General features: G+C 49.7%; 17 protein-coding genes and 1 pseudogene. 5 read left to right on the top strand and 13 right to left on the bottom strand.

All coding sequences use genetic code 11. The features are described from left to right. Nucleotides 1-3: 3 nt before the first annotated feature. From AF_RS00785 to AF_RS00760, 6 genes are all read right to left on the bottom strand, one after another. A complete protein-coding gene (locus tag AF_RS00785; RefSeq protein ID WP_010877671.1) occupies nt 4-3,408 on the bottom strand; it encodes a tetrathionate reductase subunit A in 3,405 nt (1,134 codons plus the stop codon). Beyond that, the gene (locus AF_RS00780; RefSeq protein ID WP_010877670.1) at nt 3,398-4,483 is read right to left on the bottom strand and encodes a tetrathionate reductase; all 1,086 of its coding nucleotides are present in this window, start codon (nt 4,481-4,483) and stop codon (nt 3,398-3,400) included. Before AF_RS00780 ends, AF_RS00785 begins: the two co-directional genes overlap by 11 nt. Beyond that, nucleotides 4,484-5,026: a 4Fe-4S dicluster domain-containing protein gene (locus AF_RS00775; protein WP_010877669.1), complete on the bottom strand. Its 543-nt coding sequence runs from the start codon at nt 5,024-5,026 to the stop codon at nt 4,484-4,486. It lies immediately after the preceding gene. Nucleotides 5,027-5,125: 99 nt separating this feature from the next. Continuing rightward, nucleotides 5,126-5,413 (bottom strand): ATP-binding protein, encoded by a 288-nt coding sequence (locus tag AF_RS00770; protein WP_010877668.1) that lies wholly within the window; start codon nt 5,411-5,413, stop codon nt 5,126-5,128. A gap of 13 nt (nt 5,414-5,426) precedes the next feature. Next, a complete protein-coding gene (locus AF_RS00765) occupies nt 5,427-5,849 on the bottom strand; it encodes a hypothetical protein (RefSeq protein ID WP_010877667.1) in 423 nt (140 codons plus the stop codon). A 62-nt stretch (nt 5,850-5,911) separates the two neighbouring features. Next, a complete protein-coding gene (locus AF_RS00760) occupies nt 5,912-6,745 on the bottom strand; it encodes an FTR1 family protein (RefSeq protein ID WP_010877666.1) in 834 nt (277 codons plus the stop codon). Nucleotides 6,746-6,884: 139 nt separating this feature from the next. On the opposite strand from AF_RS00760, the gene AF_RS00755 reads away from it, so the two are divergent. Continuing rightward, nucleotides 6,885-7,493, top strand: a complete 609-nt coding sequence (locus tag AF_RS00755) for a DUF981 family protein (protein ID WP_010877665.1) — start codon at nt 6,885-6,887, stop codon at nt 7,491-7,493. A gap of 9 nt (nt 7,494-7,502) precedes the next feature. Here the strand turns inward: AF_RS00755 and AF_RS00750 are convergent, their stop codons facing one another. The 6 genes and pseudogenes from AF_RS00750 to AF_RS00730 all read right to left on the bottom strand — a co-directional run bounded on the left by AF_RS00750 (nt 7,503) and on the right by AF_RS00730 (nt 11,829). Continuing rightward, nucleotides 7,503-7,748, bottom strand: coding sequence for a hypothetical protein (locus AF_RS00750; RefSeq protein ID WP_048064176.1), 246 nt, complete (start codon nt 7,746-7,748; stop codon nt 7,503-7,505). 120 nt (nt 7,749-7,868) lie between these two features. Then, complete coding sequence (locus AF_RS00745; RefSeq protein ID WP_010877664.1) at nt 7,869-9,941, bottom strand: heavy metal translocating P-type ATPase; 2,073 nt, start codon at nt 9,939-9,941, stop codon at nt 7,869-7,871. 3 nt (nt 9,942-9,944) lie between these two features. Further along, on the bottom strand, nt 9,945-10,253 hold the full coding sequence (locus AF_RS12530; RefSeq protein WP_081423239.1) for an SHOCT domain-containing protein: 309 nt from the start codon (nt 10,251-10,253) through the stop codon (nt 9,945-9,947). Between the two features lie 506 nt (nt 10,254-10,759). Continuing rightward, nucleotides 10,760-10,909, bottom strand: coding sequence for a stage II sporulation protein M (locus AF_RS13645; RefSeq protein WP_081868574.1), 150 nt, complete (start codon nt 10,907-10,909; stop codon nt 10,760-10,762). Beyond that, nucleotides 10,870-11,094, bottom strand: a pseudogene (locus tag AF_RS13825) (stage II sporulation protein M); the annotation flags it as partial. The pseudogene AF_RS13825 and the gene AF_RS13645, both read right to left, overlap by 40 nt. A gap of 477 nt (nt 11,095-11,571) precedes the next feature. Beyond that, a complete protein-coding gene (locus AF_RS00730) occupies nt 11,572-11,829 on the bottom strand; it encodes a hypothetical protein (RefSeq protein ID WP_010877660.1) in 258 nt (85 codons plus the stop codon). A 235-nt stretch (nt 11,830-12,064) separates the two neighbouring features. On the opposite strand from AF_RS00730, the gene AF_RS00725 reads away from it, so the two are divergent. The 4 genes from AF_RS00725 to AF_RS00715 are packed head-to-tail and all read left to right on the top strand — an operon-like array spanning nt 12,065 to nt 13,416. Beyond that, on the top strand, nt 12,065-12,589 hold the full coding sequence (locus tag AF_RS00725; protein ID WP_010877659.1) for a Yip1 family protein: 525 nt from the start codon (nt 12,065-12,067) through the stop codon (nt 12,587-12,589). Nucleotides 12,590-12,627: 38 nt separating this feature from the next. Next, nucleotides 12,628-12,867: a hypothetical protein gene (locus AF_RS00720; RefSeq protein WP_048064175.1), complete on the top strand. Its 240-nt coding sequence runs from the start codon at nt 12,628-12,630 to the stop codon at nt 12,865-12,867. Nucleotides 12,868-12,916: 49 nt separating this feature from the next. Then, nucleotides 12,917-13,105 (top strand): hypothetical protein, encoded by a 189-nt coding sequence (locus tag AF_RS12805; protein WP_143274346.1) that lies wholly within the window; start codon nt 12,917-12,919, stop codon nt 13,103-13,105. Then, on the top strand, nt 13,096-13,416 hold the full coding sequence (locus AF_RS00715; RefSeq protein WP_048064174.1) for a hypothetical protein: 321 nt from the start codon (nt 13,096-13,098) through the stop codon (nt 13,414-13,416). The genes AF_RS12805 and AF_RS00715 overlap by 10 nt, the downstream gene beginning before the upstream one ends. Before the next feature lie 25 nt (nt 13,417-13,441). Here the strand turns inward: AF_RS00715 and AF_RS00710 are convergent, their stop codons facing one another. Next, entirely contained in the window at nt 13,442-13,822 is a 381-nt protein-coding gene (locus AF_RS00710) for a cytochrome c oxidase subunit II (protein WP_010877656.1), read from the bottom strand. Nucleotide 13,823 lies beyond the last annotated feature (1 nt).

Raw genomic sequence — 13,823 nt, 5'->3', positions numbered from 1 at the left:
CTGCTACCACCACACGTTCGGCATTTCGAACTTCTTCCTTTTGCCCGTCTTCTCGACCTTTGCCGGAATGAAGAAGTAAACTTGGGCTGCGCCTATCCAGCTGAGCAGTGGCCAGTTGTCGAGAGACGTGTCAACGCAGGCCACGACATTGGGCGTAACTCCGCTGAACCTCCAGCTGTCTATCCCAAGGTCGTCGTAGTATCTCCTGTCGGACTTCGTGAAGAGGATTCTTTTCTTCGTCTCGTCAAGCTGCTTTACAGGATTCACGGCATCCGAGGGGAGAGAAGCTCCATCAGGTAGCTCTGAAACGAGAGCTGCAACGCTTCCGTCGTTCAGCCTGAAGTAAGCTGGCTTTTTAACAGCCGAATCAGCCCACCTTCCCATTCCCACAGGTATCGCGATTGTTCCCTTTACAACCGTCGGCTCCACAGCTGCAACGACTTCAAGCTCTCCTGTGGGAGTTACTATCTTTATGACATCTCCGCTCTCAATTCCAAGCTTCTCCGCATCTTCGGGGTTAATCACGGCAAAGTTCTCCGGCATCACCTGTTTCAGCCAGTAGTAGAACATGCTCCTGTGTTTGGTGAAAAGCGGACTTCCCGGCGGCACGACGAGGAAGGGATACTGCGATTCAGGATAAATTTCCCTGAGCGGAGTTCCGTAGAATCTCCTCTCGGTTCCAAGCGGTGCGTAGGTGGCTGGAGGTAGATATTTCGGTCCACCGTAGAACTTCTCTCCGGTGACGCTGTTTCTGGCCTTAGCAAGCTTTTCGCTCCAGAAGTACACGGTATCTGTCCACGGCTTCCTCTTCGAATACCCCCTCTCGTCGAAGGAGTCCTCGTACCTCGTGAATACTCCACCCCTCGCCAGCCCGTAGGCGACATACCTCCACTCGTTGGGCACTATATCCTTGAACCTCGCAATCGGGTAGTTCTTCTCGACAAAGTCCACTTCTTCGTCGCTAACCGTCTCAGGAATCAATCCGCGCTTCTTAGCATCCATCGCTGCGTTGGCGAAAACGTACATTATGTACTCCCACGCACAGTAAAGATCAAACTTCTGCCCGTCGTAAGCTCCCACTCCCTTCACAGCCCCCTTGCCGTAACCGGGCATCTTCAGCTTGAGCGCAATGTCAATGAGGAACTCCCACATTGAAGCGTATTTGGGATGTCCGTTGGGACAGGTGCCTACGAGCTGAGTCATGGGCATTACTGCCGGACTTCTCCAGTATTCCGCCAGCGTAACACTCGCACTGGTTGCGTAGAGGTAGTTGATTCCCATGGTGCCGGTTTCGAGATACATGGTGTCAGGAACGATGTAGTCTGCATAGAGGAATGTCTCGTTTATCGATGTGGTTATGGCTATGAAGAGCGGGAGCTTTGATGTGTCCTTCAGCACCTCTATGAACTTAACTCCGAAGTTAGCCGAAAGAACGGGGTTGGCGTAGTACATAATAAGGGCCTTGATTGGGTAGGGATACTCCTCCGCAATTCCGGCGAACATTTCTGTATAGCTCTCTTCTGGCGTTAGCGGATACCACGGGCGCTTGGCTGGATAGGGGTTCTCACCCCTCTTCTTCTTCATCCAGTATTCGAGGCTGTCCTCGTAGGCAACTTTATGCCTGTCTATTGGCGGCCCCCACCTCACAGGCTCTCCAAACTTTGATTTGTCAACGTAGTAGAGCTCTTTGTTGTAGTTCGTGTGTGAAGCTCTCGTCATGAGCCCGCCCTTCCTGTGAATGTTTCCGATGAGCATGTCGATACATCTCAGAGCCCAGACGTTGTATTCTCCGTTGGTGTGCATGCCAGCTCCTCTGTGAACTATGGTTCCGCAGTTGGGCATGGCTTTCCTGATTTCCTCAGCAATCTCGTATATTACAGCCACATCAACTCCGCAAATCTCGCACCACTCTTCCACGCTCCTGCTGAAGCACTCCTCTTTCAGAATCTGAAGGGCTGATTTGACTCTCCTCTTCCCTTCCTTCGTTTCCACATAGCCGTCGAAGAATATCTCCGCCTTTTCGACGCTGTCGTTCGTTACGAAGCTTCCGGCGTAAACAACCGGATTGTCGCTGCCAAGCCCTATGTCCTCTCCCTTCAGAAACTCTCCCTTTCTATCACCTTCCCAAATCACGAGCCACGATGCGTTCGTGTTTAAGGGGTAGCCAGCTTTCCTTGCAGCATCAGTGTTTGCGTATGAGAGAAATTCTGCGTCGTAGTAACCCCTCTCGAACATGACTCTAAGCAGAGCCATGGCGAATGCAGCATCCGTGCCGGGCCTTATCGGAACCCAGACTATGTTTCCGTTTGCTGTTGTTCTTGGAGCAGTTGGATTGACGTAGTAAACCTTTAGCTCCCCCTCTGCAGCCCTCTCAACTATCAATCCCTGCCCCGTAGCGCCGGGATGCAGCCTGCCCATCTGGGCTCCCACCATTAGGAGGAGCTTTGCCCCAATCGGGTCAGCCTGCACATCGTGGTAGCCTGACCATATCTTGTTTCCCGCGTAGTAGCCGAGCTGGCATGACGAGGTGTGCCTCAGCCAGTTCACGCTGCCGAAAGCATAGGTCCACCGCTGGTAGAAGTAGTCCGCATGACCCTGTCCCCTTCCCCTCATGTAAACGAGCTGGTTGGCTTTTGTTCCTAAATCGGGCCTATCGGGGTCGATGAGAATATCCTCAAGCTTCAAGCCCTTTTCGCCGAGCTTTGCACTCCACTTTGCCTTGAAGTTGTTTATAGCCTCCGTCAATTCGCCGTAGCTCTTCGTATCGTCCTTGGCAATCTCCATGATTGCATCGACGTCCTTCTTCATCTCGCTCAAAACGGCATTGGCGTCGAATCCGGCTTCGCTGAGAATTCCGTATGCAAAGAGTTCCTTCAATCCCGGCAGCCTCTCTCCCGTTTCCTCAATAACTCCTCCGTTTACAACCTCGTTTATCAGCTGCTCCCAGGTAATTGGCTTGAACTTTCCGCTCCCTCTCGGTCCTGCCCTTTTCAGCGGGACAATAATCCTGTAGGGGTCGTAGAGGTAGTGTATTCCATCCTCCCCTCTCGCACAGAGAGTTCCCGAATACTTCAGCCCCTCAGTGATTGGTGTGTTGTAGGGCAGAGGCTCGTATCTTCTGCTCTGCTTTTCCTTCGAAACGTATCGGTTGTAAACGTGATAGGGATTGCCCGAAATCCTCTCAACTACCTCCATCCCTCCTCTCTGGACGACGTTCACCCTTATGCCGCACCTTACATTGCACCCGAGGCAGGCTGAGTGCACAATCCTGCCAACGGAGTCCGGCTTCACCTCTGTGTATCTCGGCTTAACCAGCCTGTCAACTGTTTCCGAGTAACCTGCGAGGAAAACTGATGCCGAGCCAACAGCCACGAGACCCTTAATAAAATCCCTCCTGCTAAGCTGCATCTTCCTCCACCTCCATTGGAAATATGTAGCTTAAAATCACCAGCAGAAGTATTGCCAATGCTATGGGTGAGACTGCCTCAGCAAGCCAGTTCGGTGCCAGCTCCGGCTCTAAAACTCCCATTCCAGCCCTTGAAATTAGCTGTCCATTGATTATCAGATTCCACTTGTTCACCACAACGCCGAAGAGAGCCAGCACCGGAACGATAGGTGTTATCGCTTCATACTTCGCAGAAACCAGAGTCAGGATGAAGGTCAGCAGGAAAATTACCGCAGCAGCCTGCATCATTGGTACTACAGCAGCAAAATTCGGGTTGCCCCACATTCCCCAGATGAACATCTGGAGAATTAGCACTCCAGCCAGAGCTATGGCTGCAGCTCCGTGAATTTGCAGCAGGGGATACCTTATTCTTTCGTCCTCCATCCTTTCGAGGTAGTAGAGAATGAGAGCTGTTCCTGTTGCTGTAATGAAGGTTTCGCCGAAGAACATTGGCAGCATCAGCCCCCAGTTCTTCCAGGCGTAAATCCACGTCTGAGAGAAGAACAGCATTCCGGGATATATCGTCCAGAGGGCAGAGAGCGGAACGAGGATTGCAGCTAAAACCTTCATCGCCGGCTTCAGCCTTTCGTAGCTCTCCTCACTTTTGACTCCGAAAGAGAGGAAGCTGAAGGTTCCGCCCTTCTTGTGCATGGGGTAGCTGAAGTAAAGCAGCGCGAAGATTAACGCAACTATGAAGGTCAGCGGCCAGAGCAACCCTCCGTATAGAGCCATTACAGAAATGCCCGGATGCATTTCCGTCGATGCCAGATGAGGCCTCGTCAGTATCTCCGTAGCCCTGTGAGGTAACGCCAAATCGGCGAGCGGGCCGAGAAGAATGACGGAGAAAAAGGAGAGCCCCAGAATGAGGAACATGGGTATTGCCCTTCTGAGGTAGCCTGAGAGAAGAGCTAATGCGGCGAGCAAAAGCAAATCGGCCCCAGAAATAAGCAGTGCGTAGGAGAAGGCTACTGGCTCCCAGATTATGCTCTGGGCAAACTCGTTGAAGTAGGCAAAACCTTCGGGATAGCTCCACAGCATTTACTCCACCCCCGTAAGGCTTACGTAATAGGTATGGGGCTCGTTGCCCGTGTAAGCCTTAAGCACCACAGCGTTTTTCTTGGAGAGTATTTCCTTCACCGCCTTATCGCTCATTTTGCCGTAAACCCTCGCAGAGGTTGGGCACGACTCGACGCAGGCCGGGAGCCTTTCTGGAATTCTGTGGTTGCAGAGGGTGCATTTGTCAGCCGTGCCCTTAACGGGGTTTCTGAACCTCGCTCCATAGGGGCAAGCCTGTATGCACGCACCACACCCAATACAAATCTCGTCGTCAATCAGAACCAAGCCTTCCTCGGTTTTGTAGGTGGCATTGACTGGACAGGCGTGGACGCAAGATGGATTATCACAGTGGTTACATATCTTTGGCACGAAGGCTACCCTTCCGTTCATTGCATATCTCTCAACCCACGTGCGGAAGTAGCCGACGGGAACGTTGTTTTCAGCGGCACATGCAGCAACGCAGGAAAGGCAGCCGTAGCACTTCGAAACATCCACAACGTAAACGTATCTGTCGCCGTTCTCCATTTTCCACCTCCTCTTGCCAGAACCTTTCTGGCTAACAATGTTTACTACTTGATAAAATATAAGGGTTTTGGAAATTAACACCGTAAAAAAAACGAAAAATCATTTCAAAGCTTCAGGTCTGTAGTGCTTGGCAAGCTTTTCCAGAAAGTCCTCGAAGCTTATTTTGTCCAGCAATCCCCAGTCGAAGGGCTCTGCTTCCCTAACTTCGATGTAAAGGGCTCCCGAAGGGCAGACGGCAATGCACGAGCCGTATCCATCGCAGAGCCTTTCATCCTTCAGCTTTACCTTCTCGTTGTTGAGCACAAGCGCACCCGTGGGGCAGGAGTTGACGCATCTCCCGCAGCCAATGCACTTCTCCTCGTCTATGGCTATAATCATCCGTTTCATTTCAGCGTCCCCCTCAGTGTCCCCTGTGGGCTCTCCTCTCAGCCTCAATCATGCTCTCATCAATTTTCTTCGAGTAGGGCTCGACAGCACCGCTCACCCTCACAATGTATTTCTCAGACTCAGTCTGCTTTCCGTGCTCCTCCTTCGCCTTCTCAACCATCAAATGGAGTGCGTGGCAGCATGGAACCTCCATGGTGTAAACCTCAAGCTTTGCATCGCTCTCCGCTACAATCATCTTGATTCTCTCGAACATCCTTCTGGGGTCTTCGAGCATGGGACAGCCTATGATGACCGCATCGCTCTCAAACCTGTCCCTGATGTCTCTGTTAACCAGCACGGCACAATCGGCAGCGATGACTATCTTCTCCCCCTTCAGGAAGGGTGCCTTGGGGTGGACGAGCATGATCTTAACCGGCCACTGCTTTACCTCCTGCATGGTCCAACTTAGTCAGCAATCAACATCTACCTTTTCCCTAAAATCTTCGAATATGAAAAAAATCAAACTTCAGCCCTTTCAGTAACCCTGCCGTAAGATCTGTGGATTAGTCCGAGCATTGCTGCAAGGTATCCGAGCTGCAAAATCAGCCTGACCCACTCCATGCTTGCAGAGTAGCCGAACATCACCGCCAAAATGCCTCCAATCAGCCCCTTGTGGTGCAGAGGGTTCGACTCGTCAATTCCAAGGCTGTAGGCTTTCTCGAAGAGCGGGTGCTCAAATCCCTCTTCTTCAAGAACCTCCACGAACTCGTGGGTGCCGTATCCAAGCAGTCCAGCTGCGATGAAAGCCAGCAGAACGCTTGTTGCATAGAAGAACCTCCTGAGGCTCATCCTGTATTCAAACCTCAGTATCAGCACTGCAAGCGTTATTGCAACCGCTGCACCAGCTGAAGCCCCAATGACGGTAGTAGTGAATTCTGCGATGGCGAAGGGCGTTAGAAACAGAACAGTCTCTATCACTTCCCTCACAACGAAAACGAAGGCTATCAATGCTATCCCCCACTTGAATTTGGCCTCTGCCCTTCTCTCAACCTCTCCCCTGACGTCTTTCCCTGCCATCCAGAGAATCATGTATGTGAGGACTCCAACTGCCAAGTAGGAGGCAAAGCCCTCGAAAAGCTCCTTCTGCTCCCCATGCAGGCCACCGTAGGCAACTATCACCGCAGTAGCTATCGCAAATCCTGCAGCTATTGCCGCAATTGTGCCGTAGTAGGCGAATCTGACTTCCTCAGTCCTTCCGCTCCTCTTGAGGTAGGCGACGAGTACTGCCACAAGCAGTGCAGCCTCAAACCCTTCCCTCAGCGTTATGACCATCTGCCCCATCATTTTTAACACCGTTATGTTTAGGATAGCCTAAATTTAAAAAGTTTTTGGTTGGCCTAAAATCGGTTTTGAAAATGCAATCAAAAATGCATAATGCTTATAATGTTAAATATAAACACTGTTAGGTAACAGTGTTTGGGGTGGTGATGGGATGGCCTTGCTGTTTATGGACCCGCTCGACCTGTGGCTGATGCTGCTGGGCGTAACACTCTTTGCTGCAGCGTGCGCGGTGTATATGAATGTGGTGAGGGGGAAGAGGAACGATGACTGCAACAGGGGAATGGGAGCGTACTTCATTGGTGTAGGGATTTACGCCCTCGTCGCCGGTCTATGGGGGATGATGACCTGGCCTCTGCCGGGCTCAAACAACATAGTTCTCATAGACTCTTTCGCACTGTTCGGCATTGCAAGCCTTGTTGTTGGGGTTGTTCTGTTCAAGGGCCTTGACATCAGAGCTGCTGGAGCAATAGCTCCGCTTGGCCTGCCAACAATCGTCTATGCTTTCGTAATCTGGAACTACGGGATGACGAGAGAGCCGCTTGAGGCGGGGCTTATGTTCTTCCTCACAGGACTTGCGGCTCTGCTTTCACCGACGCTTGCCATCCAGAGAATTGGCAGGGTTCTGGGTGTTCTGGCCATATTAATCCTCGTTGTGGCCGGGATAATGGCCTTCTACACCGGCATGAACGCAGCCTTCGGCCACGTTGCAGGATGGGGCAATTGGGTTCCGTGGTACGGAAGTGTGACGGTTGGGGAGTGAAAGCTCAATTTATTTATTTTTAGCAGAAAGGGGTTTTGAGGGATTTGGCTGGGTGAGGATGTAATGGAAAACAATGAGGATGAAGGTTTTGCCATACAGTTCCTCAGCAGTTTGTAGAAAGTAGAAATTCGCGGAGATTGCCGTAATCCAAACAATAATCTCCGAATGAAGCATTCTGACTTTGAAAAGCAACCTGATGGGGAAGTCAAGCAGGAACTCCGCATCTGCTATCAGTGTGCAGAGAACGGGGGACAACAGGTAAGCAGGGTTACCTCAAAACCGCTTCTGACCCCGTATTTCGTGGATACGAAGAAGAAGTAAAACGCCAAGACTGAGAGAAGAAGTATGAGAACCCTCGCCCTGTGGTCGTGCATGCTACCGCAGCAATCTGGCATTAATGGCCACAATCACGGTGCTGAGGCTCATGAGTATCGCTCCGACAGCGGGACTCAGCAGGATTCCGGCTGAGTAAAGCACTCCTGCGGCCAAGGGGATGGCGAAGGCGTTGTAGCCAGTGGCCCAAAGCAGATTCTGCTTCATCTTCGAGTAGGTTTTTCTTGATAGCTCAACGATTGCAGCAACATCTCTTGGGTCGTTCCTAACCAGAACGATGTCCGCAGTCTCAACGGCAACGTCGGTTCCCGCTCCGATTGCTATCCCAACGTCTGCCTGAGCTAAAGCTGGAGCGTCGTTGACCCCGTCACCAACCATCGCTGTGACGTACTTCTGCTGAACCTCCTTAACCTTCTCAGCCTTCTCATGGGGCAGAACTTCGGCAAAGTAGTCATCCAGTCCAAGCTCCTCAGCAACCCACTTCGCAACGAACCTGTTATCGCCAGTGAGCATCATGCACTTTATCCCAATTGCCTTGAGCTTTGATATAGCTTCCCTCGATTCGGGCCTTATTCTGTCTGCCAGAGCTATTACTCCTGAAACTTCTCCGTTTTTCAGGATAAAGACGACCGTTTTGCCCTGCTGCTTCAACTTCTCAACACTCTCATCCGTCTTAATACCCAACTCTCGTATGTATCCCGGACTGACAACCATATACCTCCTGCCGTTAACGATGCCCTCAACACCCTTTCCCGGAATCGCCCTGAATTCTTCCACCTCTGTTAGCCCAAACCCCCTCTTCTCAGCCTCCTCAACAATTGCAGCGGCAATGGGATGCTCAGACCTCGCTTCGAGGGATGCGGCGATTTGGAGAAGCTCATCTTCGCTGTGATTGAACCCCACAATATCAGTAACACCAAATCTTCCTTCAGTGAGAGTGCCGGTTTTGTCGAAGATTACAGCCTGCAAATCCTTCGCCCTCTCGAAGGCCTGCCTGTCCCTTATTAGCAACCCGGATTTTGCTGCAAGGGATGTTGAAACCGCAACGACCAAGGGAATTGCCAGCCCAAGAGCGTGGGGGCAGGTTATAACCATGACCGTCACAGCCCTTTCAATCGCAAAGGCGAAATCTGCAATGTAGGCAAGCCATATAGCGAGCGTAACACTTCCCACAGTTAAAGCGATGACTGTAAGGAGTAAAGCTGCCCTGTTCGCCAAATCCTGTGTTCTGCTCTTGCTCTCCTGAGCCTGCCTTACAAGCTCGATGACCTGATTCAGGTAGGTGTCCTTTCCTGTCTTCTCAACCTCAACTACAAGCGACCCCTCGCCATTTATCGCTCCGCCTATAACTGTGTCACCGGGCTTTTTGGCGACCGGCTTTGATTCTCCTGTTAGCATCGCCTCGTTTACAAAGCTCTCGCCCTCAACAACAATACCATCAACGGGAATCTTTTCTCCGGGCTTTACCAGCACTTTATCGCCGGGCTTCAGGTTTTCAACCTTAACCTCAACGATTTCTCCATCCTTCAGAAGGTGGGCTTCAGAGGGCATAATCTTAACAAGCTCCTCCAGTGCCCTTGATGCTCCAAGAACGGAGCGCATTTCGATATAGTGGCCGAGGAGCATGATGTCTATCAGCGTAGCCAGCTCCCAGAAGAAGAACTTGCCTTTCAACCCAAAAACGACTGCGGAGCTGTAGAAGTAGGCGACGCTTATCGCTACGGCAATTAAAGTCATCATCCCCGGCTGTCTTCGCCTCAATTCGTCAAAGATACCCTTAAGGAAGGGGTAACCGCCGTAAAAGTAAACTGCAGATGAGAGCAGGAAGAGGATGTATAGAGACCCTGCAAACTCAACTCTGAATCCGAGAAAGGTCTGGATTGCAGGTGAGAGGATTAATATTGGGATTGTTAGCAGTGTAGAAACGTAGAATCGCTTCTTGAAGTCCTCCATCATCATTCGGTGGTGGTCTCCGTGATCTGCAGAATGTTTCATCTTTTCGTGGTGGGCTGAGTGCTCTTCTTCATGCCCGTGGTGCTCGTGGTGCTGGTGGATCATCTGCATGTCTTCAGAGTTCGAGTGCGCAGCCTCTCCATGACTATCATGTTCATGCATCCCTCAACCCCCCTCCAACTCCTCCTTCATCCTCCTGTACTCCTCCTCGCTTATCTCTCCCCTCGCATACCTCTCCTTGAGGATTTCGAGGGGGGTTTTCTCTCTCGCAGGTTTGCTCTCCCTCAAAACGATGTATATAATCAGAAAAAGAATCCCGAGCATCGGAATTATGACGAGGATGAACCACAGCAGCCCGTTCATTCCCCTTTTCTCTGCATCCTGATACACGAGATAGGCCAGAATCAGCCACGGAATCCACCATATTAGCATTCCAAAGAAGGGAAAGGCGTAGGGGTGCATGTATCCGTTCATAATTAACATAAAGTATTTTAAGATATAACTATTCTCCCTAAAACCTGAAAGCTTGAAGGATTCAGGAGTCCACTTTTCCCGCCAAACCTTTCAGCCAGTCGCTCAGATGTATCCTGTAGGTTTTGCATATCATAGATATCTTTGACTGGGAGAAGCCTGTTCTGAAGTGCAATGGGTAGTTATGCCGTTGTTCTCCAGCAATATTTTCATAACTGTCAGCTCATCCTCATCAAGCAGGTTTTCGAGAAGTTCAAGCGTTCCATTTCTGTCCGAATTCGCCTCTGCCTGCTTTTCAGGAATATTTTGTTTTGGTAAATCCTGCTTTCCTACCTTCTTGTCTTTTTCTGATAGGAATGGCGACGATGTGGGAGGCTGTGTTTGCGGACATTGGCGTCACGCTGATTCCGTTATAAATTCGATGAGGTTGCTAAGATAACATGCTGGGATTTATTATCTGACAATCTTTCTTTTAGATGGCTCTTTGGCATATCTGTTCCAGCTACCAATTACCTTTCATATTTAACACCCTTCAGCATCAATTTCGCCATCTTCAGCGTGACATTGGCTTCAACCCATGCTGCAATTTCATACGGAATTTTGAATCCTGCTGCTCCAGCTATGATGATGGCAGGGATTTCGAGAATGCCATGGGGTATTGTATACTTAACTTTTCAATTAAACCTATATTCATACAGCCAAGTTGATGACCAACTGTAAAGCCATTCAGAGCCAGAAGTATGAAAGTCGGGACACCAAGTGTTGCCCCACCCATGATGCGAATCAGGCAAACTTCGACATTATTAAAAAATATTTGAGTGAAATGATCTACACTGGATATTTTTGCAGTATAAACGAAATCGCAAAATAGTACCCAAGCAAAAAGAAAGTTGAAAAAATTATTGCCGAAAAAACAAAACTTTCAGCTTTTGGATAGGACATAAACTGACAAAACTCCAGCAATCAGACCCATCACTACCGATAAACTCTTAGCTAGCCCTATCCTTTCCTGACTAGCAGACGTTCCGGTGAAGGCTATCCAAGCGGCTGCGAATATTACAGCAAACCCCGCTAAGATTATCAATCCGGCTTTCCAAACAGAATATATTTTCGTTCTTCCGTATTTTATCCCCAATACCAACATGAACCCGGAGACTAACACGTAAGCAAAGACCATCGTTGAAACTGTGAATGCGGGATCGACACTGTATTTGGATGACAAAAAATTGAATACATGTAATTTGACAGTGCTCCAGCCCCGATTATGAACAGAGCTTTTTCTAACGGTTTCATGGCTATTCTATCGCTATAGGACTTGACATTATAAGAACTGCTGCAACAACAGGTGCACCAATTCCGCAGTTGCTGCTGCGGCAGCCAAAGTAGCTGTGATAACGATACCCTCATACGCTGCTGAGGCAGCCGTAATCGGAAGCGATTCGTGATGGCCGTAGTACAGCTCAAAAGCCAAGTTTAGTGGCTGAAACGCTGGCATCACAGCCATCCCAACCATCGCCAAACAAATCGCCACTGCAAGCCACTTCATCACTTCTTCATCCCACCCTCTCGCAGCCTCCATCCAACTAACTCGACATGCTTCACAAAATCATTGACACTTGCTATATTTAATCTTTACTCATTAGTAGCAAATAGCAAAATATTATAAAATCGATGCCGTCCCGTGCAAGCATGAAGCTAATAACAAACCCCGACGAATTCTTCCGGTTGATGCTCAGCCAAAACACCAACCTTAAAAAACCAGCATTGATCGTTCTCGAATTTCGCTTCTTGCAGCCCTCTACCAGTACAGGCTTATGCTGAAGCTCTCCCAAGCCCTTCCGGAAAGCCTTAAATCCTTCTTCATAGCGGGAGCGTACATACAGCTTGTTTCAACCTTTCTCGGTTTCTTTGCTGCGTGGCTGATAATCGCTGCAGTCATGCACGGTCTTTCAGCATTTTTTGATGGCAGAGGAGAGCTCAGAAGAACCTTTGAGTTCGCAGGCTACGGCTTTATGCCCTCTTTGCTTGGCTCTGCTGTAACTATCCCGGTGTCTCTGAAGTATGTTGAGGAAGCAACAATCCCTACAATTGACCTGCAGGAGCTGTCGGCAAATCCGGAAATTCTTGTCAAATCACTTGTAAGCCACTTCCCCGACAGCTACGTTTATTCTGCCATCTTCCTGAACCTCGCCGTTACTGCTTGGAGCTTCTTAATCTGGACCTTCGCCCTTAAAAACGCTCGCAATGTTGAATTAAAGCAGGCAGCAGTTTGTGCGGCAATTCCAACGGCGATTTTTGGATTGCATCAGGTTATGGCTCTGGTGAGGCTGCTGCAATAGCTTTAGAAAAATTTTAACAATTCTTTACAATAAATCATATGGAAAAGTCCGAACTGATTGTAGTGATAATCGCCATTGTAGCGGTAGTGATTTTCCTGCTGAACTTCCTGACTCCCTACGGCTACATGCCCATGATGGGCTACGGTGGCGGAATGATGGGCTACAGTGATGAGCGCTACTACCCACCGGGCTGCTGTCAGGGTCCTGCTGAGTCCAGTTCAAATGGGGGGAGCATGATAACGAAACCCTCGACTGGTGCATGCCAAGGTGGCAGATGAGCGATGAGGACTTGAACGATATCATAGCCTATCTGAAGGAACTCGGCTGATGATACCGCTTCTCGTAAGATTTGTAACGCTGAGGAATTTGCATCCAATTCTTACCCATTTCACAAACGGCATAACACCGGCATCTTTCGCCTTAGCCTTAGTTGCCAGGTCAGACAGATTTATGAGCTACATTCCAGTATCCCACATAATTCTGCCAGCGTGTGTAGATGTCGCTGCATGGCGATGATGTCGTTCGTTGCAATTGTTACACCTCTCACGATGCTTACAGGGCTTATAGACTGGAAGTACCGCTACGATATGAGGAAAGTTCCAATAATTCAGAGAAAGGTGATCACGGGCATCGTAGGTTACGTTTTCGTGGTTGTATATGTTGTGCTGCACTCCCTGACAGATTACTCTCTTGCTGCCCTTGCAATGGCTCTGGTATTCTTTGCTATAACCGGCGAATACGGAGGAAAGCTGGTGCACGGAGCGCGAACGCTGCTTTGCTTAAAAAATTTGAGAAAAGGGAGCAGTCAGAAAAGTAATCCGAACTAATTCGACTATGTTTCTGCACTCCTTATTAAACAACAACTATGATACCCCGCATGAACCTGTGATAGGGACTGCAGTAAACGGAGCACATGAAGGGATAAACCCCCTCTTTCTCGGCGTAGAACTCCACCACCACCTCCTTGCCCGCAGGAATCAGCTCGTTGATGCCGAGAGACGGGATGAATATGCCGTGGGTCACATCGGCAGCTTTAAACACGAGCTTTACCTTGCTGCTTTTGGGAACGACAATGTAGTTGGGTTTGAATCCACCCGACTCGGTGATGTGGGCTTCAATGACAATCTCCGGGTTATTTTTCTCCTTTCTGGACTCAATGTAGTCGTAGGTCAGGTATGCAGGTATTGCGGAAATCAGGATTACGAAAAGCAATGCAGCAATCTCCTTCTTCATA

Source organism: Archaeoglobus fulgidus DSM 4304 (assembly GCF_000008665.1).
Taxonomy (GTDB): Archaea; Halobacteriota; Archaeoglobi; order Archaeoglobales; family Archaeoglobaceae; genus Archaeoglobus; species Archaeoglobus fulgidus.
Note: the sequence above shows the minus strand (reverse complement) of the source record. Positions and strands in the feature narration are given on the sequence as shown.